16 protein-coding genes and 1 other RNA gene are annotated in these 22689 nt (G+C 73.4%); 8 read left to right on the forward strand and 9 right to left on the reverse strand.

Translation table 11 applies throughout. The annotated features are described in order from the left end of the window. Positions 1-47: 47 nt before the first annotated feature. Together MKK55_RS07885 and MKK55_RS07890 are read left to right on the forward strand one after the other, a co-directional pair. The gene (locus MKK55_RS07885; RefSeq protein WP_313898956.1) at positions 48-3416 is read left to right on the forward strand and encodes a hypothetical protein; all 3369 of its coding nucleotides are present in this window, start codon (positions 48-50) and stop codon (positions 3414-3416) included. Between the two features lie 149 nt (positions 3417-3565). Further along, the gene (locus tag MKK55_RS07890) at positions 3566-4003 is read left to right on the forward strand and encodes a DUF3429 domain-containing protein (protein WP_243934086.1); all 438 of its coding nucleotides are present in this window, start codon (positions 3566-3568) and stop codon (positions 4001-4003) included. Between the two features lie 73 nt (positions 4004-4076). Here the strand turns inward: MKK55_RS07890 and MKK55_RS07895 are convergent, their stop codons facing one another. The 4 genes from MKK55_RS07895 to MKK55_RS07910 all read right to left on the reverse strand — a co-directional run bounded on the left by MKK55_RS07895 (position 4077) and on the right by MKK55_RS07910 (position 7949). Next, positions 4077-4400 (reverse strand): YbaB/EbfC family nucleoid-associated protein, encoded by a 324-nt coding sequence (locus MKK55_RS07895; protein ID WP_243934087.1) that lies wholly within the window; start codon positions 4398-4400, stop codon positions 4077-4079. Positions 4401-4465: 65 nt separating this feature from the next. Beyond that, entirely contained in the window at positions 4466-6394 is a 1929-nt protein-coding gene (locus MKK55_RS07900) for a DNA polymerase III subunit gamma/tau (RefSeq protein ID WP_243934088.1), read from the reverse strand. 89 nt (positions 6395-6483) lie between these two features. After that, an RNA gene (gene ffs, locus MKK55_RS07905) (signal recognition particle sRNA small type) lies at positions 6484-6582 on the reverse strand. A gap of 92 nt (positions 6583-6674) precedes the next feature. After that, complete coding sequence (locus MKK55_RS07910) at positions 6675-7949, reverse strand: O-antigen ligase family protein (RefSeq protein ID WP_243934089.1); 1275 nt, start codon at positions 7947-7949, stop codon at positions 6675-6677. 218 nt (positions 7950-8167) lie between these two features. Here MKK55_RS07910 and MKK55_RS07915 point away from each other — a divergent pair, with 218 nt between their 5' ends. After that, the gene (locus MKK55_RS07915) at positions 8168-9049 is read left to right on the forward strand and encodes a polysaccharide deacetylase family protein (protein ID WP_243934090.1); all 882 of its coding nucleotides are present in this window, start codon (positions 8168-8170) and stop codon (positions 9047-9049) included. Positions 9050-9186: 137 nt separating this feature from the next. Here MKK55_RS07915 and MKK55_RS07920 read toward each other — a convergent pair whose 3' ends face one another. After that, the gene (locus tag MKK55_RS07920) at positions 9187-9873 is read right to left on the reverse strand and encodes a YoaK family protein (RefSeq protein WP_243934092.1); all 687 of its coding nucleotides are present in this window, start codon (positions 9871-9873) and stop codon (positions 9187-9189) included. A gap of 222 nt (positions 9874-10095) precedes the next feature. Here MKK55_RS07920 and addA point away from each other — a divergent pair, with 222 nt between their 5' ends. From addA to fghA, 3 genes are all read left to right on the forward strand, one after another. After that, positions 10096-13545, forward strand: coding sequence for a double-strand break repair helicase AddA (gene addA / locus MKK55_RS07925; protein WP_243934094.1), 3450 nt, complete (start codon positions 10096-10098; stop codon positions 13543-13545). A gap of 227 nt (positions 13546-13772) precedes the next feature. Then, the gene (locus MKK55_RS07930; protein ID WP_243934096.1) at positions 13773-14909 is read left to right on the forward strand and encodes an S-(hydroxymethyl)glutathione dehydrogenase/class III alcohol dehydrogenase; all 1137 of its coding nucleotides are present in this window, start codon (positions 13773-13775) and stop codon (positions 14907-14909) included. Between the two features lie 110 nt (positions 14910-15019). Then, positions 15020-15853 carry an S-formylglutathione hydrolase gene (gene fghA / locus MKK55_RS07935; RefSeq protein ID WP_243934098.1) on the forward strand — a complete coding sequence of 278 codons (834 nt, stop codon included), beginning with the start codon at positions 15020-15022 and terminating at the stop codon, positions 15851-15853. A gap of 202 nt (positions 15854-16055) precedes the next feature. Here the strand turns inward: fghA and MKK55_RS07940 are convergent, their stop codons facing one another. Then, a complete protein-coding gene (locus MKK55_RS07940; protein ID WP_147727890.1) occupies positions 16056-16301 on the reverse strand; it encodes a hypothetical protein in 246 nt (81 codons plus the stop codon). Between the two features lie 176 nt (positions 16302-16477). On the opposite strand from MKK55_RS07940, the gene MKK55_RS07945 reads away from it, so the two are divergent. Both MKK55_RS07945 and MKK55_RS07950 read left to right on the forward strand, forming a co-directional pair. Continuing rightward, positions 16478-17536, forward strand: a complete 1059-nt coding sequence (locus MKK55_RS07945) for a YeiH family protein (protein ID WP_243934150.1) — start codon at positions 16478-16480, stop codon at positions 17534-17536. A gap of 77 nt (positions 17537-17613) precedes the next feature. Then, a complete protein-coding gene (locus MKK55_RS07950) occupies positions 17614-18552 on the forward strand; it encodes a dihydrodipicolinate synthase family protein (protein WP_243934101.1) in 939 nt (312 codons plus the stop codon). A gap of 112 nt (positions 18553-18664) precedes the next feature. Here the strand turns inward: MKK55_RS07950 and addB are convergent, their stop codons facing one another. Genes addB through MKK55_RS07965 form a run of 3 tightly spaced genes read right to left on the reverse strand, consistent with a single transcriptional unit; the run spans position 18665 to position 22649 of the window. Beyond that, the gene (gene addB / locus MKK55_RS07955) at positions 18665-21868 is read right to left on the reverse strand and encodes a double-strand break repair protein AddB (RefSeq protein WP_243934103.1); all 3204 of its coding nucleotides are present in this window, start codon (positions 21866-21868) and stop codon (positions 18665-18667) included. After that, entirely contained in the window at positions 21865-22212 is a 348-nt protein-coding gene (locus MKK55_RS07960) for a hypothetical protein (RefSeq protein ID WP_243934105.1), read from the reverse strand. The genes addB and MKK55_RS07960 overlap by 4 nt, the downstream gene beginning before the upstream one ends. Continuing rightward, the gene (locus tag MKK55_RS07965) at positions 22203-22649 is read right to left on the reverse strand and encodes a hypothetical protein (RefSeq protein ID WP_243934107.1); all 447 of its coding nucleotides are present in this window, start codon (positions 22647-22649) and stop codon (positions 22203-22205) included. The genes MKK55_RS07960 and MKK55_RS07965 overlap by 10 nt, the downstream gene beginning before the upstream one ends. Positions 22650-22689 lie beyond the last annotated feature (40 nt).

The raw sequence follows: 22689 nt of genomic DNA on the forward strand, positions 1-22689 counted from the left end.
CGAACGTGGCCGGGGCCCGGTGCCGAACGCCGCCGAACGCAGGCCCGATGATGACCCGAACCGCGACGCCGAGCTTCGACAACTTCGATCCCGACGTGCTCAATGCTGCCCGCGACGTGGCCCGCCGCGCCGGCGTTCCGCTGGAAACGTGGATCGCCTCCGTCGTGCCGGACAAGGCGAAGGCGGGCTCGGTCAAGGCGGCGGCGAAATCCAGCACGAAGGTGCCGCGCCGCGCCGCCTCGGATCTCGGGACGTCCCGGCCGGCCGCACAGGCAGCGCCGGCTCCCGCCGCCGCGACGATGCCCGACGCCGCCCCGGACGGCGCTCTCGGCGCGACCATCCAGGCCCTGCTCGCGCGCATCGACGGGCTCGACCGCACCCTCGCCGAGGAGCGGCTGTCGGTGGAGGACGCCGCCCAGCGTCGGATCGCCGACATCGAATCCCGCATTGGCGCGGCGATCGGCGCCAGCGCCGCCCCGGTCCAGCAGGTCGCCGAGCGCCTCGGCGACATCGAGCGCCGGATGTCGGCGTTGGGCGAGCAGCTCGCGGCGACCCGGCCCCCGGGCCGGCGCGGCCGCCCGGCGGCCGCCGAGATCCAGGATGCGGTGCAGGACATCCGCCAGCGCCAGCGCGAGCTCGGCGAGAACGCCGGCGCCAGCGTGGTCGCGACCATGCGCGAGGACATCGCCCGCCGCCTCGACGCGACGGTCGAGGACGCCGCGCTGCCGGACACCGCGGTGTCCGAGCTGCGCCGCGAGACGAACCGGCTTCGCGAATCGATCGGCCATCTCGCCACGCGGCGCGACCTCGGCGCCCTGGAGCAGGCGGTGATCTCGCTGGCCAGCGGCGTCGAGCGCGCCGGAGCGCCGGCGGACCTCGCCGCCATCGCCGAGCCGATCGAGCTGATCCGCGCGCAGGTCGAGCGGCTGGCCGACGACGTGGCCGAGAACGTCCACACCCGCGTGGCCGGCGAGGTCGAGCGCCTCGCCTCCCGGCTCGATGCCGTCGTCGCCACCGGGCACGGCAGCGCCGTCGATCACGACGCGCTCAAGCACCTGTTCGACGAGATCGAGGAGATCCGCCGCCTGATCGCGGCGCTCGCCGGGCCGGAGCGGATCCAGAGCCTCGCCGCCGGCGTCCAGGCGATCAGCGCGCAGATCGCCCAGCTCCAGAAGGCCGCGACCGCGGGCAGCGACACCGCCCTGCGCCCTCTGCTGGAGGAGATCCGCAGCGGCCTCAACGCCAGCGTTCCCGCCCCGACGGCGCTGGTCGACCAGATCGACGCGATCGCCTCGAAGCTCGACGCGATGCAGGCGGGCGCACACGGCGCCGACGCGGCCAGCTCTCAGGCGATCCTCGGGCGGATCGACGCGCTGTCGGACAAGGTCGACCGCGTCAGCACCCAGCCGGTGGGCGACCTGATCGGGCGCCTGGAAGGCCTCGGCGAGAGCCTGCGCATGCCGGCGATGCCGGGCGGCGACGTCGCCTCGATCCACGCCATGCTGCGCAACCTCGCGGAGAAGGTCGACCGCGTCGGCGCGCGCTCCGGCGACGACGGCCTCGACGCCCTGGAAAAGCAGGTGGTGTCGATCGCCGACCGGCTCGACGCCCGCAGCGGCGACCCGACGCTCGCAAGCCTGGAGCGGTCCATGGGCGACCTGCTCAAGCAGGTCTCCGCGCTCCGCGACGAGGCGCCGATCGAGGCCGCCGTGGCCCGTGCCACCCGCAGCGCCGTAGCCGATTCGATCGGCGGCCGCGGGAACGCCGAGACGAGCGAGTTCGGGCTGCTGCGCGCCGGCCTCGCGGACATGCAGGCCCGGCAGGCGGCGTCCGACCAGCGCCTCGCCACGACGCTCGAAGGGGTGCAGACCGCCCTCGAGCGCCTGACCGGGCGCCTCGATGCGCCCCCGGCCGCCGCGCCGGCCCGCGCCCCGATCGGCAACCGCGCGGTGCCGCTGGAGGAGCGTCTGCTCGCCTCGACCACCGTCGAGGCGCCGCGCCCCCGCACCGCCCGGCGCCCGGAGCTTCCGAGCGCCGCCGCGACGGGCCCCGAGACGGCCCGGGCCGGCGACGAGCTGCTGGAGCCCGGCGCGGCGCGTCCGTCCAAGGACGCCGCCCCCCGGGAGCGCCAGACCCGCGACCGGGCCGAGCCCGCCGAGGCGGACGGCGCGACCGACATCAAGACCAACTTCATCGCCGCCGCCCGCCGGGCCGCCCAGGCCGCCCAGGCCGAGGTCGCCTCCGAGGCCGACCTCTCGGCCGGCCGCCGCGAGCCGCGCCCCGCCGCCCGCCGGCCGATGCCGGTCGCGGACGCGGCCGGCGACGGACCGGTCGCGCGCCTGCGCGCCGAGATCAACCGCCGGCGCCGGCCGCTGCTGCTCGGCCTCGCGGCGATCGTGCTCGCGCTCGGCGCCCTGCAGGCGATCAGCATGCGCCCGACCGCGAACGGCGACACGGCGCGCGCGCCCCAGCCGCCGACCGTGCTGGCCGACACCAACGCGTCCGCCGCGCCCAAGAGCGACCCGAAGGCCGAGCCTCGCGCGGACAAGGCCGAGCCGGCGATGCCGGCCGAGGCCCGCCCTGCCCCGGCCGACCCGCAGACCACGCAGGCGCTTGCCACCGCCGCCCCCGCGGAGGCGAAGGCAGCGCAGGCCCGGAGCGCAGTGCCGCAGGTGTCGAGCATGGCCTCGCTCGCCGGCGACCTTGCCACCCTGCCCGCCGGCCTGTCGAAGCTCCGCCAGGCGGCGCAGGACGGCGACGGCACCGCGGTCTGGGAACTGGCCGGGCGCGCCGCGGACGGGCGCGGCCTGCCGCGCGACCTGTCGCTGGCGGCCAAGCTCTACGAGAAGCTCGCCGGCGCCGGCTACGCGCCGGCCCAGTACAAGTACGCCGGTCATTACGAGAAGGGCGCCGGCCTCGTGCGCGACCTCGACAAGGCCAAGATGTGGTACGGCCGCGCCGCCGAGCAGGGCCATGCCCGCTCGATGCACAACCTCGCGGTGATCTACGCCGAGAACCCGAGCGCGACCGGCAAGCCGGACTACGCCTCGGCCGCCTCGTGGTTCAGGCAGGGGGCCGAGTACGGGGTGCGCGACAGCCAGTACAACCTCGCGGTGCTCTACGCCCGCGGCCTCGGCCTGACCCAGGACCTCGCGCAATCCTACGCCTGGTTTGCCGCCGCCGCCGCGCAGGGCGACGAGGATGCCGGCAAGAAGCGCGACGACGTGGCGACCAAGCTGAGCCCGGCCGACCTCGCCGCGGCGCGCAGCATCGCCGCGAACTTCAAGCCGCACCGGCTCGACCGCGCGGTCAACGAACCCCCGGTCGCCAAGGACGCCGCCGGGCCGATGACCCTGCTCGGCGCCCCGGCCCCGATCGCTCCCGCCCTCGGCCAGACCGCCCGCAAGGGCGTCTGAGCGCGAGCGCACGGGTGGCCCGGGCCGGTGTTCCGGGCGACGGAAGCTTGACCATGATGCCGCAGTGCGGGAACCCTCCGCGGCGGCGTTCGTAGGATACGTGATTCGATATGCGACCGCCGATCCGCAGCGGGCAGCCCGGAGGTCGGATGGCGCGCGTCTCCCCCGTACCGACCGGCGCCGTCCTCCTCGGCGTCGCGGGACTGATTCCGTTCGTCGGCTTCGCCGCGCTCTCCGTCAGCGGCAGCGACGGCGGCCTCGGCACGATCGGCCTGTCGCCGCGCACCATCCTCTCGGCCTACGGCGCGGTGATCGCGTCCTTCCTCGGCGGCATCCGCTGGGGGGCGGCGGCGGCGCGCAACGCCGGCAACGCCGATTACCTCATCGCCATCGTCCCGTCGCTCCTGGCCTGGGCCGCGCTCGCGGCCCCCGCCCCGTGGGACCTGCGGACCCTCGGCATCCTGGTGCTCGCCTGGGGCGTGGTCGACCAGGACCTCGCCCGGCGCGGCCTCGTCCCGGTTTGGCTCGGTCGCCTGCGCCTGGTGCTTTCGGGCGTCGCCGGCGCCGCCCTCCTGGTCGCGGCCTGATCGTCGCGCGGGTCGCCGACCGTCGACGACCCATTCCCCCGGCGATCGGCCTGCGCGGGACCCGGCCCGGGCCTCAGAACGGCAGCTTAATGCCGGGCGGCAGGGGCAGGCCCTTGGTGAGCTCGGCCATGCGCTCCTGCGCCGCCTGCTCGGCCTTTCCGCGCGCGTCGTTGACGGCGGCGAGGATCAGGTCCTCGAGGATCTCGCGCTCGTCGGCGACCATCAGGCTCGGGTCGATGGCGACGGCCTTGACGAGGCCCTTGGCGGTCATCGTCACGCGCACGGAGTCGCCGCCGGAGGCCCCTGAGACCTCGACCGTGTCGAGCTCGGCCTGGATGCCGGCCATCTTCTCCTGCATGGCCTGAGCCTGCTTCATGATGCCCATGATGTCGCGCATGCGGATCGGTCTCTCGTTCGTGGGGTGAAGCGTGATCTGGGAAGCCGGGCGGGCGGATGCCAGCGTCAGGCGTCGTCGGCCTCGCCGTCCTCGGTCGCGGCCTCGTCGAGGCCTGCCGGGGCTTCGAGGCCTGCGGAGGCCGCCTCGGGGGCGTTGTCGCGCACATCGACGATCTGCGCGCCGGGGAAACGCGCCAGCACCTCGCGCACCAACGGGTGCGAGGCGGCGTTCTCGCGGCGGCTCTCGATCGCGGCACGGGCCTGCGCGTCGAGCGTCGGCGCGCCCGCCTCCCGCGAGGGCGTGACGATCCAGCGGCGGCCGGTCCACTGCTCGAGCGCCTTGGCGAGGTCGGCATGCAGGGAGGGGCGCCCGCCGTCCGCCTGACGGAACTCGATGCGGCCGTCCTCGAAGCGCACGAGATGCGCCTCGCGCTCCAGCGCCGACTTCAGAAGGATGTCGCGGCGGATGTCGGCGAGCGCCACCACGTCCTCGAACCGGGACAGGCGCGGGCCGGCCGGCTCGGCGGGCCGGCCCTGCACCACGGGCGCGGGCGCGACCGGTGCCGGGACCAGGACCGGACGCGGCGGCGGAAGCGGCCGCGCCTCCGGCAGGGGCCGCGCTTCGGCAGGCGGCGGTACGGCGGCCGGCTCGGGCGCCGGAGGCGGCACCGAGACGGGGGCCGGCGGAGGCGGCGCGATCGCGCGGGGCGCCGGGGCGGTGAGGGCTGGTCGAGCCGGTGCGTCGCCCTCCTGCGCACCGGCGGCGAGCGCTTCGGCCCTGAGTTGTCGCAACGCCTCGTCCGGCGTCGGCAGGTCGGCGGCGTAGGCGAGCCGCACCAGGGCCATCTCGGCCGCGGCGAGCGGGCGGGCCGCACTCTGCACCTCGGGTATCGCCTTCAGCAGGATCTGCCAGGCCCGCGACAGCGCCCGCACGGGCAGGCGGCCGGCGAAATCGCCGCCACGCCGCCGCTCGATCTCGCTCAGCGTCGGGTCGGCGGCCGCCGCCTCCGGCGCGAGCTTCAGCCGGGTGACGAGGTGGGTGAAGGCGGCGAGATCCGAGAGCACGACCGACGGGTCGGCACCGGACTCGTACTGGCTGCGCAGCTCGGCGAAGGCCGCGGGCACGTCGCCGCGCATCACCGCCTCGAACAGATCGAGGATGCGGGCCCGGTCGGCGAGCCCGAGCATGTCGCGCACGCCCGCGGCGGTGACGGCGCCGGCGCCGTGGGCGATGGCCTGGTCGAGCAGCGAGAGCGCGTCGCGCACCGAGCCCTCCGCCGCGCGCACGATCGCGGCCACCGCCTCGTCCTCGGCGCCGACGCCTTCGGCCGCGCAGATCTTCTGGAGATGGGCGGAGAGCACGTCGGCCTCGACCCGGCGCAGGTCGAACCGCTGGCAGCGCGACAGGATGGTGATCGGGACCTTGCGGATCTCGGTCGTCGCGAACACGAACTTCGCGTGCGGCGGCGGTTCCTCCAGCGTCTTCAGGAACGCGTTGAACGCGTTGCCCGAGAGCATGTGGACCTCGTCGATGATGTAGACCTTGTAGCGCGCCGAGACCGGCGAATAGCGCACGCCGTCGATGATCGCGCGCACGTCCTCGATGCCGGTATGCGAGGCGGCGTCCATCTCCAGCACGTCCATGTGCCGCGATTCCATGATCGCCTGGCAATGGACCCCGAGCCCCGGCATCGCGATGGTCGGGCCGGTGTCGGGCGCGCCGACCGGCGCGTAGTTCAGGCCGCGGGCGAGGATGCGGGCGGTGGTCGTCTTGCCGACGCCGCGCACGCCGGTCAGCATCCAGGCTTGCGGGATGCGCCCAGCCGCGAACGCGTTGCCGAGCGTTCGCACCATCGCGCCCTGGCCGATCAGGTCGTCGAAATCCTTGGGACGGTATTTGCGCGCCAGCACGCGGTACGGCGTCTGCGCGAGGGCAGGCGCCGGAAACCCGGGCAGGCCCGGCTCGTCGTCAGGCGTGCCGGTGCTCGCGTCCATGCGCTCTTCGGGGGTGCGTCTTCGCTCTTCGCGGTCGTGCCTTGGCCGCCGCTGCGAGCCGATCGACCCGCGGTTCCTGCGGTGGAACGAGGTGGGAGGCTGGACGAAGACCCGCTCGGTCTCGTTAGGGCTGCTTCCTTCCGGACCTGACCCGGTTGGCGAGTGAAACGTCCCTCGCCAACCTCCCGCGGCCTATATGGCGGGAGCTTCCGGCGATGGCAAGCGGGCGGGGCGCCGGCTGCACCCCCCGGCGTCGACGGCCGGGCCGGACGCGGCGCGATCAGGCCTGCGCGCCCGCCGGATCGCCGCTCCGCGTCATCGCGGAGGCCGCGAGCACGAGGGCGAAGCCGAACAGGAACACCTGGTTGATCGACAGCTCCTCGAACATCAGCGAGGGCACCATGAACAGCACCGTGTAGAACGGGAGCGGGCCGAACCGCTGGGGGGCGAGGACGATCCGGACCGTTCCGGCCAGGAAGGCGAGCACGACGAGGACGCCGCTCTGGAGCGCGAGGGTGACGACGGCGTTGTGCGGCGTGCCGACGCCGGCCATCATCAGCAGCTGGTTCTCCTTGGAGACGTTGCCGAGGCCGAACGGATGGGCGGCGGCAAGCTGCAGCCCGGCCGCGGTCGAATCGAGACGCTCGAGGATGTTGCTGTCGGCGTGGCTGTCCGCGACGAACCGCTTCTCGATCGCCGACTGGAGCTGCTCGGGGACGGGGGCATAGCCGGTGGCGCTGAACAGCATGACGAGCCCGCAGATGGCGGCGGCCCCCAGCAGCACGGCGTAGACGCTGACGCTCTTCCGGAGGATCAGCCCGAGTACGATCGCCGGCAGGAAGAGCCCGGCGCGGTTGTTGGTCAGCGGGAAGCTGACGAGCAGCGCGGCGAAATACGCGATGTAGATCGCGCTGCGGCCGGTGCGGTGCCAGAGGTAGGCCGCAGCGGCGCCGGCGAACGCGAAGACGTGCCCGGTCTCGTTGCCGGCGGCCCACAGGCCGCCGAGCTTGTCCTTCATGAACAGGACGAGTTCCGGCTCAAGGCCGTCGGTCGGCACCGCGAGCCCGACGCTGATGAGGTCGATGCCGGCCGAGGCTGCGACCAGGACCAGGAGCGACCCGGCGAAGCCTCCGAGCGTGCCGGCCGCGAAGCTGTCGGCGCCCGCCGGATCGCGGAGCAGGATCACGAGCTGGGTCGCCTGGACGAAGTACAGAAGCAGCACCAGGGTCAGGTACAGGTCGCCCTGCTGGACGTCGGCCTTCGCCAGCAGCGAGGCGACGAGCAGCATGACGACCACCCCGATCGGCAGGGCCCGCGCCAGGAGCGTGGACAGGATGCGCGGGCGGAGCAGGAAGTACGGGATCGTCAGGAAGGGCAGCGCGTCGGACAGGCGCATGAACGGCAGCCCGAAGGTCGAGGTCAGCACGTTGAACTGCAGCGCGAAGCCGACGCCGAGGATCACGAGCCGGTCTAGACGGCTCAGGGACGCGCCTCCGGACACTGCAACCGCACGCTGCGGCTCGGCCGGGACGATTCCTCCCTTGGCGATCCGCATGCACGCCTCCTCGAAGACCGGCACCCTCGGCGACCGGAGAGGGCCGACCTTGCACGGGATACGTTTGGAAAGGCTTGCGACGGCGGACGAAGAAAAGGCCTGATCCCGGCTGGCCGGCGGACGCTGCGGATTGCACGTCGCCGGTCCGTTGCCCCCCGCCCCTTCTACCCCATGTCCCGTCGCAGCATCCCCGAGTGCGTTCGGAAACCGGAGGACGGATGGACAGTTCGAAGGGCCACGGCCGCTACGGCTACAGCGCGCTGCCGGACCGGCCGCTCTACGACTGGCCGGGTGGCCGGCGCCTGGCGGTCTACGTCGCGCTCAACCTCGAGACCTTCGATTTCGGGTCGGGGCTCGGCGCCGAGCTCGCCCCCGGCGGGCCGCAGCCCGACGTGCTGAACTATGCCTGGCGCGACTGGGGCAACCGGGTCGGGGCGTGGCGGATCAAGGCGATGCTCGACGCGCTCGCGCTGCCGGCGAGCGTCCTGGTCAACAGCCGCCTCTATGCGGATTGCCCCGGCCTGATCGAGGCCTTCCGCGCCCGCGGCGACGAGATCGTCGGGCACGGCCGCACCAACGCCGAGCGCCAGGGCAGCCTCGACGAGGCGGGCGAGCGCGCGCTGATCGCCGAGGCGACGGCGCTGCTGACCGAGCACGAGGGCCGCCCGCCCGCCGGCTGGCTCGGCCCGTGGATCTCGCAGTCGACGGCGACGCCCGACCTCCTGGCCGAGGCGGGCTACCGCTACCTGCTGGACTGGGCGCACGACGACCAGCCGACGTGGTTCGGGACCCGCGACGGCGGCCGCATCCTCTCGCTGCCCTATCCGCAGGAGCTGAACGACATCCCGGCGATCGTCGCCCGCAAGGAGACCGGGCGGCAATTCGCCGACGCGATCTCCGACGCCTTCGACGAGATGCTGGAGCAGTCGCTCCACGCGCCGCTGGTGATGGGGATCGCGCTCCACCCCTACATCGTCGGCCAGCCGCAGCGCCTGCGCCCCCTGCGCGCGGTGCTGGCCCGCATCGCCGCCCACCGCGACACGGTCTGGCTCACCACCGCGGGCGCGATCGCCGAGCACGCGGTGCACGTGATGGGCTGAGGCGGTCCCGTCGCGACGGGACCAGCACGGAGGACGGCGCCGCCTGACGTGAGGGCCTGGAGGCTCGCCGCGAGTGGTGAACCGGGGTCGGCGTCTCAACCGAACGCGGATGGTCCGCGCATAACCCGACGCACCGGTCATCGCGGCGGGGTCGGGTCCGGAACGGCCAGCAACCCGATCAGCACCAGGGCCGGCACGAGCACGCACCAGAAGGACAGGGCGGCGACCCCGAACGCGCCGGCCAGGGCACCTGCCGCGAAGGCCAGCACCGCGGACAGCGTGCGCCGCAGGCGGCCGCCGGCCTGCGCGCCGAGCTTGGTCCCGCACAGGTGATCGGTGATGTCGATGACGGCCTGCGTGACGTTCACGGTCATCACCGTCGTCGCGGCGAGGTGGCCGATCACCAGGCGCCCGATGCCGTTCTGGATGCCCATCGCGGCGACCCCGAGCATGCCGATGCCGATCGCCCGCGCGCCGTCCGGCGAGCCGAGCGGCGACAGGGCCGCGCCGAAGATCGCGAAGGCGATCAGGACGGCCGCCTCGAGGGCCAGCAAGGGGCGCAGCGGCGACGTCCCGCGCCGCTCCAACGCCAGGGCGATCAGGCGCGTGAGCGCGACGGCCAGGATGAAGGTCGGCAGGGCGAGCAGCTTGGCGAGGACGCCGGTCGAGGTCGAGACCAGCTCCGCGCCGATCAGGACGAAGTTGCCGGTGACGTGGGCGGTGAACAGGCCGGTCAGGGCGATGAAGGCGGCGGCGTCCACGAAGCCGGCGACGAAGGCGAGCCCGACGCCGATCGCGGCGTCCCTGAGCGATGGGGTGAACACGATGCCTTGCTCTCCTGCCCGTCCGAGCCGGTCGCCGCTCGCCATCCGCCGAGCGCCCGGGGCGCGGACCTTCCAGGCGTCCGGGCCGGACCGCAAGCGGGCGCTCGCCGGGCCGAGCCCAGGCCGCGGCACCGCCTCGCCGCGGCCGCGCTTGCGATCCGCGCGCCCACGCCCGATGGTCCGCCCGTCGCGGGCCGCGGGGCGGCCCCTGGGGATGCGTTCATGAGCCGCCAAGCGGGCGAGGCCTTCGTCGTCGATCCCGGAACCGAGGACGCGCAGCGCCGCGCCGCCGACCCGCGCGCCTCGGCCTGGGTCTCGGCCAATGCCGGGGCCGGCAAGACCAAGGTGCTCACCGACCGGGTGGTGCGCCTGCTGCTCGACGGGGCCGCGCCGTCGCGCATCCTGTGCCTGACCTTCACCAAGGCCGCCGCCGCCAACATGTCGATCCGGATCTTCCGGACGCTGGGGCGGTGGGTGACCCTCGGCGACGCGGCGCTGTCGGCCGAGCTCGCCGCGCTCACGGGGCGCACCGCCTCGCCGACCGACCTCGATGCGGCGCGGCGCCTGTTCGCCCGCGCGGTCGAGACGCCGGGCGGGCTGAAGATCGAGACGCTGCACGCCCTGTGCGAGCGGCTGCTGCACATGTTCCCGTTCGAGGCCAACGTGCCCGCCCGGTTCGCGGTGCTGGACGAGAACCTGTCGCGCGAGATGTTCGCCAACGAGACCGACCAGGTGCTCGCCGCCGCAATCGGCGGCGACGCGCGGCTCGGCCACGCCCTCGACCTCGTGACGCCGGAGGCGACGGGCGATGCGCTGCGCAAGGCGATCCGGCAGGCCATGGCCGCGCGCACGGTGCTGGCCGCGCGGGGCGGGCTGACGCGGCAATTCGCCCGGCTCGGCACCGCCCTCGGCCTCGCCGCGGGCCAGACCGACGCGTCGCTGGTGGAGACGATCCTGAACGGCGGGATCTCCGACAAGCCGGCCTTCGCCGAGCGCCTGCGCACCGGCAAGGCGACCGACGAGAAGCTCGCCGACGGCCTGCTCGCGGCCGAGGCCGCCGACGGCCGGCCGGAGGCGCTCGACCTCTATCGCGCGGTGTTCTTCACCGCCAAGGACGAGCCGAAGGCCGACAAGAGCCTGGGCACCAAGGCTGTCCCCGAGGACGTGCGCGCGGCGCTGATCGACGAGCGCGACCGGCTCGCGCCGCTGTTCGACGCCCTGCGCAGCGCCCGGGCGCTCGCCCGCACCGAGGCGCTGTTCACCCTCGCCGCCGAGATCCACCGCCGGATCGAGGCGCAGAAGGCCAAGCTCGGGGCGCTGGATTTCGACGACCTGATCCACAAGACCCTCGACCTGCTCGCGCGGGTCGACGCCGCCTGGGTGCTGTACAAGCTCGACCGCGGCGTCGACCACGTGCTCGTGGACGAGGCGCAGGACACCAACCCGCAGCAATGGCAGATCCTCGACCGGATCACCGCCGAGTTCGCCACCGGCGCCGGCGCGCGCGAGACCCTGCGCACCCGCTTCGCCGTCGGCGACCCCAAGCAGTCGATCTACAGCTTCCAGGGCGCCGAGCCGCGCGAGTTCGCGACGATGCACGGCAAGTGGAAGGGCGAGGCGCGCTCGGCCAAGCTCCGGTTCGAGGACGTCGACCTGAAGCTGTCGTTCCGCTCGACGCTCGGCGTGTTGCGGGCGGTCGACGCCACCTTCCACCTGCCCGAGCACTACGACGGCCTCGGCTTCGACGATGCGGCGGTCGGCACCGTCCACACCACGGCGCGGGCCGGCGCGCCCGGCACCGTCGAGCTGTGGCCGATCGCCGAGCCGGTGGAGGAGGTCGAGCCCGACGCCTGGGCCGCGCCCGTGGACGCGCCGGAGGCCAACGCGCCGGCGATCGTCACCGCGCGCCGGATCGCCCGCGCGGTGCGGACCTGGGTCACCGCGGGCGACACCAGCGGCCGGGTCTGGCGGCCGGGCGAGGTGCTGGTGCTGGTGCGCAAGCGCGGGCCGGCCTTCGAGGAGGTGATCCGCGCGCTGAAGGGCGCCGGCGTGCCGGTCGCCGGCCAGGACCGGCTCGACGTCGGCGCACACATCGCGGTGGCCGACCTCGTCTCGATCGGCCGCGCCGGGCTGCTGCCCGCCGACGACCTGACGCTGGCCTGCGCGCTGAAGACGCCGCTGGTCGGGCTCACCGACGAGGATCTCGTCCGCATCGCCGCCGGCCGCAACCGGTCCGAGACGCTGGAGGACGCGCTCGCCCGGCATGCGGACGCGGGCGACCCGGCCGCGATCGTCGGGCGCGAGGCGCTGGCCGGCTGGATCGCGGCCGCCGGCGCGCAGGGGCCGTTCGGGTTCTACGCCGCCCTGCTCGGGCCGGGCGAGGGCCGGGCCCGCCTCGTCGCGCGCCTCGGCGGCGAGGCGGGCGACGCGATCGACGTGTTCCTGCTCGGCGCGGCGCAGGCCGAGGCGGGCGCGGACGCACCCTCGCTCGCCGGCTTCCTGGCGCGCTACTGCGCCGGCGGCCGGGGCGAGGCCGGCCACACGGTCAAGCGCGACATGGAATCCGGCCGCGACGAGGTCCGGGTGATGACCGTGCACGGCGCCAAGGGCCTGGAGGCCCCGGTGGTGGTGGTGATCGACGGCTGCGAGGCGCCGGGGGGCAACGACCCGCCGCTGCTCGCGATGCCGGGCGACGTCCCGCCGGTCTGGTCGAGCGCGAAGCCCTACGATTCCGAGGCGATCGGCGCGGCGCGCGAGAGCCTGCACGCGCGGGCGCGGGAGGAGCACAACCGCCTGCTCTACGTGGCGATGACGCGGGCCGCCGACCGGCTCGTGGTCGCGCCGTTCCGCGGCCAGACGCCGGTGGGCCCGACCGCCTGGTGCGAGATGATCCGCACCGGGATGGTGCAGGCCTTCGGCGAGGGCGAGGCGGTGGAGACCGCCTACGGGCCGGCCACCCTGTGGCGGGACGGATCCGGGCCGGAGACCGGGACCGCGCCGGCCGAGGCGGCGCCCGAGCCCGGCGCTCTGCCGTCCTGGCTGCGCGAGCCGGTCGCGGCCGAGGCGGCCCCGGCGCCGCCGATCAGCCCGTCCGGCGCGATGCGCGCGGCCGACGGCGAGCGCCAGATCCCGCCGCGGCAGGCCGATACCGAGGCGCGCCGGCGCGGCAAGCTGATCCACGCCCTGCTGGAGCACCTGCCGCGCCTCGACCCGGCCGCCCGCGAGAGCGCCGCGACCGCCTTCGTGGCCGCCCGCGCGCCGTCCTTCTCGCGCCCGAAGCGCGCGGCGATCGTGCAGGCGGCCCTGAACCTCATCGCGACGCCGGACCTCGCGCCGCTCTTCGCCCGCGAGGCGCGGGCCGAGGTCAGCCTGTCGGGGCGGGTCGTGGTCGCGGGCATCGAGCGGCCGGTCTTCGGCCGCATCGACCGCCTCGCGGTCGCCGACGGCACAGTGCGGCTCGCCGACTTCAAGACCGGGCGGCCGCCCGCCGAGGGCGCGCCGCCGCGGCCCGAGACCGCGCAGATCGCCCTCTACGCCCGCCTGCTCGCGCGGATCTACCCGGACCACGCGATCCGCCCGATGCTGGTCTGGACCTCGGGACCGGTGATCCGGCTCCTGAGCGAGGCGGAGATCGCGGAGGCGCTGGCCGGGCTCGGGCTGGCCGCGGCGTGACGCGGCCGCACGTGGCAGGGTCCTGAGCGGCCGGGTCCTGAGCGCCCGGGTCCGCGCCTGCGGCGGGGTCCCCCTGCGGAAATGGCGGTTGCGTCTGGGGCCGAGAACCAGCATCAGGCGTCTCGTATTTCGGGCCGTTCGGATCGCCGCCGCCAGGTGGAGCGATCCGAAGCGCCGTCGCCTGTCGACGCCGTCCGTTATCGTCCAGGCACAGGGAACCCGACATCATGAAGACGCGCGCAGCCGTGGCGTGGGAGGCGAAGAAGCCGCTCACGATCGAGACCATCGACATCGAGGGGCCGAAGGCCGGCGAGGTCCTCGTCGAGGTGATGGCCACCGGCATCTGCCACACCGACGCCTACACCCTCTCGGGCCTCGATTCGGAGGGCAAGTTCCCGGCGATCCTCGGCCACGAGGGCGCGGGCATCGTCCGCGAAATCGGCGCCGGCGTCACCGACCTGAAGGTCGGCGACCACGTGATCCCGCTCTACACGCCCGAATGCCGCGGCTGTAAGTCCTGCCTGTCGCAGCGCACCAACCTCTGCACCGCAATCCGCGCGACGCAGGGCCAGGGCGTGATGCCCGACGGCACCAGCCGCTTCTCCTGCGTCTCCACCGGCGGCAGCCCGGGCGGGTCCGACACCCTGTTCCACTACATGGGCTGCTCGACCTTCTCGAACTTCACCGTGCTGCCGGCGATCGCGCTGGCGAAGATCCGCGAGGACGCCCCCTTCGACAAGGTCTGCTACATCGGCTGCGGCGTCACCACCGGCATCGGCGCGGTGATCTACACCGCGAAGGTCTGGCCCGGCGCCAACGTCGTGGTGTTCGGCCTCGGCGGCATCGGCCTCAACGTGCTCCAGGCCGCGCGGATGGTGGGGGCCGACAAGATCATCGGCGTCGACATCAATCCCGACAAGCAGGAGATGGCGCGCAAGTTCGGGATGACGCACTTCATCAACCCGAAGGAGGTCGGCAACGATCACGTCGTCGCGGCGATCCTCGACGCCACCGGCGGCGGCGCCGACTTCTCGTTCGACTGCACCGGCAACGTCAACGTGATGCGCCAGGCGCTCGAGTGCTGCCACCGCGGCTGGGGCGAGTCGATCGTCATCGGCGTGGCGGAGGCCGGCAAGGAGATCTCGACCCGCCCGTTCCAGCTCGTCACCGGCCGCGTCTGGAAGGGCTCGGCCTTCGGCGGGGCGCGGGGCCGCACCGACGTGCCGAAGATCGTCGACTGGTACATGGAGGGCAAGATCAACATCGACGACCTGATCACCCACACCATGCCGCTCGACGAGATCAACCACGGCTTCGACCTGATGCACGAGGGCAAGTCGATCCGCTCGGTGGTGCTGTACTAGGACCGACACTCGGACCGACGCGCGCTTCCCTCCCTCCTCTGCGGGGGAGGGAGGAGCCTGTATCGACCCATCGGCCGGTAACGGCCCCAGAGCCCCCAGGAGATCACCCCATGGAAACCGTCTCGAAGGCCCTCTCGCACGGTGGCGTCCAGGGCGTGTACAAGCATGACGCGACGACCACCGGCTGCCCGATGACCTTCGCGGTCTTCGTGCCGCCCCAGGCCAAGGACGGCCCGGTGCCGGTGCTGTGGTACCTCTCGGGGCTGACCTGCACCCACGCCAACGTCATGGACAAGGGCGAGTACCGGCAGGCCGCCGCCCGCCACGGCGTGATCGTCGTCGCGCCCGACACCTCGCCCCGCGGCGAGGGCATTCCCGACGAGGCCGGCAACTGGCAGTTCGGCTCCGGCGCGGGCTTCTACCTCGACGCGACGCAGGCACCCTATTCCGCGAACTACCGGATGTGGAGCTACGTCACCGAGGAGCTTCCGGCGCTGGTCGCGAAGAACTTCCCCGCCGACATGAGCCGCCAGGGCATCTTCGGCCACTCGATGGGCGGGCACGGCGCGCTCACCATCGCGCTGACCTATCCCGACCGCTTCAAGTCCTGCTCGGCCTTCGCGCCGATCGCCCAGCCCTCCACGGCGGGCTGGTCGAAGCCGGCCTTCGAGAAGTATCTCGGCACGGACTCGGCAGCCTGGCGCGCCCACGACGCCACCGCGCTGATCGAGGACGGGCACCGCTTCCCCGAGTTCCTCGTCGACCAGGGCACCGCCGACAGCTTCCTTCAGGACGGGCTGCGGCCGTGGCTGCTGGAAGAGGCCTGCAAGAAGGCCGGCATCGCGCTGACCCTCAACATGCGCGAGGGCTACGACCACTCCTACTTCTTCATCTCCAGCTTCATGGACGACCACATCGCCTGGGCCGCCGCCCGGCTGAAGTGACAAAAAACCCTCCCGCGATCGGGCGATCGCGGGAGGGTTTTTGCTTTCGGCGTCGTCACGACGGCTCACGCCGCGACGGCACGCGTCGAACGATGATCGCGGTCGTCCCATCCATGAGGCCTTCGGCGGACATCGGGCCTCGACGTGCAGGATGACAGGGATGGACCGCGTCGCGGTGTCCCCGCCGGCGGCCGGCCTGAAATCAGCGCAGGGCCGTGACCTGCACGGGCGCCGCGTCCGCGACCTGCGACGGGGTCTGATCCGCCAAGTAGATCCGGCCGCCGACGAACAGAAGCGCCAGAGCCCAGAACACCAGGGCCGCACGGCGCGTCTCGCGGTAACTGCCGGCTGCGCCCACGGCCTTCGCATCGACGCAGGCGCGCGGCATCTCCATCGGCTCGCCGAAGGGATCGTAGGCGGTCGTGCGCTGGTCGAGCTGGGCGGTCATGATGGGAGATGTCGCGCTTGGCCGCCGCCGGATCAATGGTTGCGTCTTCCGAAGATTCCTTGACAAAGAGAGGCTTCTTCTCCGCTGGATCGTCGGCGTGGAAGTTCGTTCCTCGACGCATCCCCGGATGCGGAATCCGCCGAGCGAGAGGCCGCGTGACCGCAGACTCGAAGCCGATGACCCCGCCCGCGCACGCCGCGCCCACGGTCGCCGCCGGCCCGTTCGCGCTGCTGCCGGGCATCCTCGTCTGCGTCGCGATCACCGGGATCGCGATGGGCGTGCAGGCGGCCGAGGAGCGCGCGCTCGACCATCCGTATATCGAGGCGCTGGTGATCGCGATCCTGCTCGGCATCGCGCTCCGCAGCGCGTGGGTGCCGGGGGCGCGCTTCCGCAGCGGCATCGCCTTCAGCGCCAAGCAGCTGCTCGAGCTCGCCGTGACGCTGCTTGGCGCCTCCCTGAGCCTCGGGGCGATCGTCGCCTCCGGCCCGGCGCTGCTCACCGGCATCGTCGGCACGGTGATCCTGACGATCGCGGCGAGCTACGGCATCTGCCGCATGCTGGCGCTGCCGGCGCGGATGGCGATCCTCGTCGCCTGCGGCAACGCGATCTGCGGCAACTCGGCGATCGCCGCCGTCGCCCCGGTGATCGGGGCCGACAACAAGGACATCGCCGCCGCGATCGCCTTCACCGCCGTGCTCGGCGTGCTGATGGTGCTCGGCCTGCCGCTGTTCGTGCCGTTGGCCCACCTGTCCGACAACCAGTACGGCGTGCTCGCCGGGCTCACCGTCTACGCGGTGCCGCAGGTGCTGGCCGCCACCGTGCCGGTGAGCCTCGCCAGCACCCAGGTTGGCACCCTGGTCAAGCTGGTGCGCGTGCTGATGCTCGGCCCGGTGGTGCTCGCCTTCTCGCTGATCGCCCGCCGGCTGCCGGCCGAGGGCGGCGCGGCGGCCCGGCCCGGGCGCCTGAGCCTGACCAAGCTCGTGCCGTGGTTCATCGTCGGCTTCCTGGTGCTGGCGAGCCTGCGCTCCCTCGGCCTGATCCCCGACGCGGCCGCGCTTCCGCTGACGAGGCTCGCCGGCATCCTCACCATCGTCTCGATGGCCGCGCTCGGCCTGGGCGTCGACGTGCGCATCCTCGCGCGCGTCGGCGGACGCGTCACCGCCGCCGTCACCGGCTCGCTCCTCGTGCTCATCGGCATCAGCCTCGTGCTGATCCGGGCCCTCGGCATCGCCTGAGCGGCTGCGACGCCACCGCCGAGTCGGTCTATCGTCCGCGTTCCTCAGCCCGACGCCGTCACGAAGGATCAAACCCCATGCGCCTCGATGCCTCCGAACGCGGCGTCTTCCCGATCGCCCCGACGCCGTTCCACCCGGACGGCCGCATCGACCACGACTCGATCGACCGGCTGACCGACTTCTACGCCGCGAACGGCGCCACCGGCCTCACCGTGCTCGGGGTGATGGGCGAGGCGCCCAAGCTCGACCAGGGCGAGGCGCTCGACGTCGCCCGACGCTTTATCGTGCGGGCGAAGGGCCTGCCGGTGATCGTCGGCGTTTCGGCGCCGGGCTTCGCCGCGATGGCGTCGCTGGCCCGCAGCGCGATGGATGCGGGCGCGGCCGGGGTGATGATCGCGCCGCCCAGTTCCCTGCGCACGGACGACCAGATCGTCGCCTACTACGCGCAGGCCGCCGAGGCGATCGGCGCCGACGTGCCGTTCGTGATCCAGGACTATCCCCTCACCTTCACCGTGGTGATGACGCCGGGCGTGATCCGCCGGATCGTCAACGACAACCCGGCCTGCCGGATGCTCAAGCACGAGGACTGGCCGGGGCTCGAGAAGATCTCAACTTTACGCGGCTTCGAGGCGGAGGGCTCGATGCGGCACATTTCGATCCTGTGCGGCAACGGCGGCCTGTTCCTCGATTTCGAGACCGAGCGCGGCGCCGACGGGGCGATGACCGGCTACGCCTTCCCCGACATGCTCGCCGACGTGGTCCGCCTCTCGGCCGCCGGCGAGCGCGACGCCGCCCACGACCTGTTCGACGCCCATCTGCCGCTGCTGCGCTACGAGCAGCAGCCCGGCATCGGGCTGGCGGTGCGCAAGTACGTCATGGCGCGCCGCGGGCTGATCGCCTCCGCCGCCCAGCGCAAGCCCGGCGGCACGCTGGGCCCGAAGGCGGTCGCCGAGGTCGAGTACCTGCTCGGCCGGCTCGCCCGCCACGATCCCCGCGCGGCGCTGGCGCCGGTCTGAGGCTGCGGCTCGCCTCTGGATCGATTCGGAGGCCGCTCTCGCGCCTTTCCCTCCCCCCACTGCGAGGGAGGGAGACGCGTGCATCCGCTCCGATCGACCGGAGGCGACCGGATCAGCCCTCGCCATCTCCCCCGAGCGACCATTCGCCGACGCGGGCGAGGTGGTCGTAGTCGCCGTAGGACTTGGCGTATTTCGCGTAGGGCCGCGAGGTGTAGGCCGCCTGCCCCGTCATGAAGCGGGCGACGAGCCCCCTCAGGCGGGTTGCGTGCTCCTCGACGATCTCAGCGACGGTGCGCGGATCGCCCTTCGGCGGCTTCACGGCCAGCGGCACGAACGGCTTCCGCCCGCCCGAGGCGTGGACGTAGAGCAGGTCCGGCGTCGCGTTCGTCGCCAGAAACCCGTCGAACGCGCCGTGCATCAGCATCGCCGCCTCCAGGGTGAGCTGCGGTGAGAAGCCGGCAAAGATCTCGCGGGCCGAGGGCGGCGCGCCGGTCTTGAAGTCGACGATGCAGGCGCCGTCCGCCCCGCGCTCGATCCGGTCGGCGCGCGCCCGGAGCGTGAAGGTCTCAGGCCCGAGCGGGATCGCCCACCGTCCGAAGATCTCGGGCTCGACCCGCGCGAGGGTCGCCCGCCGCGCGATCTCCCAGGGGAGGTAGACCGCGGCCATGCGCTCGTAGCGCGGCCACCACTCGGCGTAGAGCTCGGGGTAGGTGTCGGCGGTGCCGGCGAAGGCCTCGACCGCGATCTGGTTGAGCCGTTCCCAGGCGATTGCGGCATCGGGCAGCGCATCGGGATAGCGCTCGGCGAATCGGCCGAAGATCGCGTGGATCATGGTGCCGCGGTCCCCCGCGCCGGGCCGCTCGGCCACCGCCTCGAGCGGATCGAGCCCGAGCACGTGGCGGGCGAAGACGGCGTAGGGGTCGCGCACCAGCGTCTCGATCTCGGTGACGCTGAGGCTGCGCGGGAACAGGGCCGGGTCGGGCTTGGGCTTCGGCTGGGTCAGGCGCGGCTGCGCGGGCGCCGTGTCGAGCACGTACGCATAGCCGGCAAAGCGCCGGCCGGCGTCGAGGGTGGCCGCCCAGGCCGCCTCACCGGCGAAGGCGCGGATGCGCTGGAGAAAGCGCGACGGCACGGTCGGCGAGCCCTCGCGCTTGGCCGCGCGGGTGATCACCGCGTCGCGGCAGCCGAGGGCCTGGACGAAGTCGTGCGCCGCCTGGCCGAGCTGGCGCTCGGGCGGGTTGAGGCCGATGCGTTCGCGCATCGGCCGGTTGAGGAAGGAATCCGTGGTGGTCTTGCCGGGCCAGACGCCCTCGTCGAGCCCGGCGAGCACGACGCGGTCGTAGTGCATCAGGCGCGATCCGAGCGGATCGAGGATGCTCAGGCGCGGATGCGGCGCCGGCCCGGCGCAGGGCACGGTGCGATCGGCGGCGAGCGTAGTAAGGAAGGCGGGGTAGTCGTCGAAGCTCCCCGGCAGCAGCGCCGCGTCGGCCTCGGCGCGGTGGCCGACGAGGTTCCGCACGTCGTCGAACAGCGTGTCGAGGCAATTCAGCGAGGCATCGGCGATCGGCTCGGCCACCTCCGCCGGCCGCGCCAGCAGCGCCTCGCACACCTCGGCATGGAGGCGCGCCGCCTCGACGAGATCGCAGGCGGCCGCCTCGGCGCCGCAGGAGCCGGCGAACGCGGCGAGCGGTGCGAACGCGGCCTCGAGCTGATCGAGGATCGTCGCCGCCAGGTCCCAATCGCGGTCGCCGAGGCGCTGCTTGGCCCGGGGCTGGTGCCTGTGCGGGGCGGCGCGCTGGACGGCGAGCGCATCCTTGAGCCCCTGGAAGCTGCCGGCCGGCGCCGGGCCGCGCAGCACGCCGATCTCCAGGGCCGCCGCGCCGCGCACGACGTCGCCGCGTGGGAGGCCGAGGCCGACCAGCGGATGGGCCAGGAGCGCGATGATCCGCGCCGGGATCGCGTCGCCCTGCTCTCGGTGGAGGTCGACGGCGAGTTCCGCCGAGAGGCGCGCCATCCGGCCCGCCGCGCTGCGGCTGAGCGCGAGACCGGCGCCGTCCTCGGCGACGATGTCCCAGCGGGCGAGCTCGGCGGCGACCCGCATGGCGAGCGCCCGGTCGGGCGTGATCAGCGCGGCGGTCCGGCCCGGCGCGGCGAGCGCCTCGCGCAGGGCGACGGCGGCCATCAGCGCCTCGTCGCGCTCGTCGGCCGCCTCGGCGACGGCGAGCCCCGCCAAACCCTGCCGGCCGAGGGTCTCGCGCGCCGTCCCGTCGAGGCGCGCCCAGGCATCCGTGGTCTCGGCCGGGCGCAGGGCCTGCGACAGCAGCGCGGCGCGGGCGGTCACCTCGGGATCGTGGCCGCCGAGGTCGACGACCGCGTCCCGCGCGACGCCGAGGCAGCCGGGGCCGAGCAGCCGATGCAGCACGGCCTGCGGGTGGCCGTGGGCGATCTCGCGCTCGAAGCCGGCGCCGGTCTCGATCGCGTCCCAGCCGGCCGCGTCGAGATCCAGGTCGAGGCCGGGGAGCACCACCGCGCCGTGCGGCAGGCCCGCCACCGCGGCGATGAGCTTGGCGGTGGCCGGCACCGAGCCGGTCGAGCCGGCGATCACCACCGGGTCACGCGGACGCTCGCGGGTGAGGCGGGCGGCCTCCGCCAGCACGAGGTCGCGCGCCCGCGAGACCGGATCGGTGAGGCCGCGCTCGGCCAGGATCCGCGGCCAGTTCTCGGCGGCGATCCGGACGAAATCGAGGGTCAGTCCGAAATAGCGCGAGTACTCGGCCTCGACGGCACCCGCGATCTCGGACCAGGGCAGGCCCTCGACGGTCAGCGCGTCCATCAGCCCTTCGAGGTCGGCGGCGAGCGCCACCGCGTCGGCGGGCGAGGCCGGCACCAGGAACGGCACCTCCTCGTCGATCGGCAGCAGCGAGCGGTCGACCGCCTGCGCCCAGGACTGCACTAGCCGGGCGAGGATCAGCCGGCGCTCGAGCTTCTGCATCTCCGGGTCGAGGCCGACGGCGGCGTTCGCGACCAGCGGCATCGCGGCGAGATCCAGCTCGGCCTCGTCCGCCTCGCCGAGCGGGATCATCCGCGGCAGCAGGGCCGCCTCGCCCAGCCGCGCCGCCAGGCGCTTGGCCAGCTCCTTCGCCACGCCCGGCGTCGGCAGGTAGATCGTGACGGCGGCGAGCGCGAGCGGGTCGCGCCCGAGATCGCCGACGAGGCGCCCGTCGAGCAGCGCATCGACCAGCGTCGGCAGGAACGGCGCGCCGCGGGTGATGGTGAAGACGTGGGCGTGTGGGTCGGTCGGGTCGATCTGGGTCAACCGAGGATCCGTTCGCGCTCGTGCGTGAAGTTGAGCACCTTCCTGCCCGACATCGCGCTGGTGCGGTAGAGGTGGAGGTCGTCGGTGATCAGGGTGACGTCCGGCTCCCGCGCGTTCGGGATCGAGACGTCATTGAGGCCCAGCCTGTCGAAGTCGACGGAACCGACGGCATCCGCGCTCGGCACATACGTCTCCGTCGCCGCCTTCGCGAAGAAACGGAACGCCTCGAGAACCGGAGCCAGGCGGTCCTGGTCGAATTGTCGGATCAGGTACGCGGTCTCGGCAAGGACGTTCGGCGTGGTGAGGAAGATCGCCGCATCCCCGATCCGGAGTTTCAGCAGCACGAAGTCGTCGATCGTGTGGATGCGCGCGCGCCGATGCGCGGCGATGTATGATCGGGAGACGGTCCCGACGAAGAGCAGCAGAAGCAGGTTCGTGTCGACGAGCAGGCGTCCGGCACTGAAGGTTCGACCCGGCGGTCGGTGACGGAGACGACGCGGCCGTCATCGTCCTTGAGGTGCACCACCTTGTAGGATCGTTTCGGATCGAGATCGCGCCCGAGAGCGGTCACGAGCGGCTTGGACGCGTCCCAGGGCCGCGAAAACCCGACGGTGATGAGCCGCTGGTTCAGCGCGTCGTCGAACCGGATCTCCTCGAGACCGATGTTCGTCGGCTGCTCGGCATCGAAGACCGCGGCGACGTAGTCCTTCGCCCTGGAAACCGCTTCCTTCACGTCCACCGGGACCTCCGCAGCGACCAGGGCCATCCTCGATGCGAGCAATCTAGAGGTTCCGCATCCGTTCCTCAAACGGAATCGCGGC

The sequence above is a fragment of the Methylobacterium sp. J-059 genome (genome assembly GCF_022829485.1).
GTDB lineage: Bacteria > Pseudomonadota > Alphaproteobacteria > Rhizobiales > Beijerinckiaceae > Methylobacterium.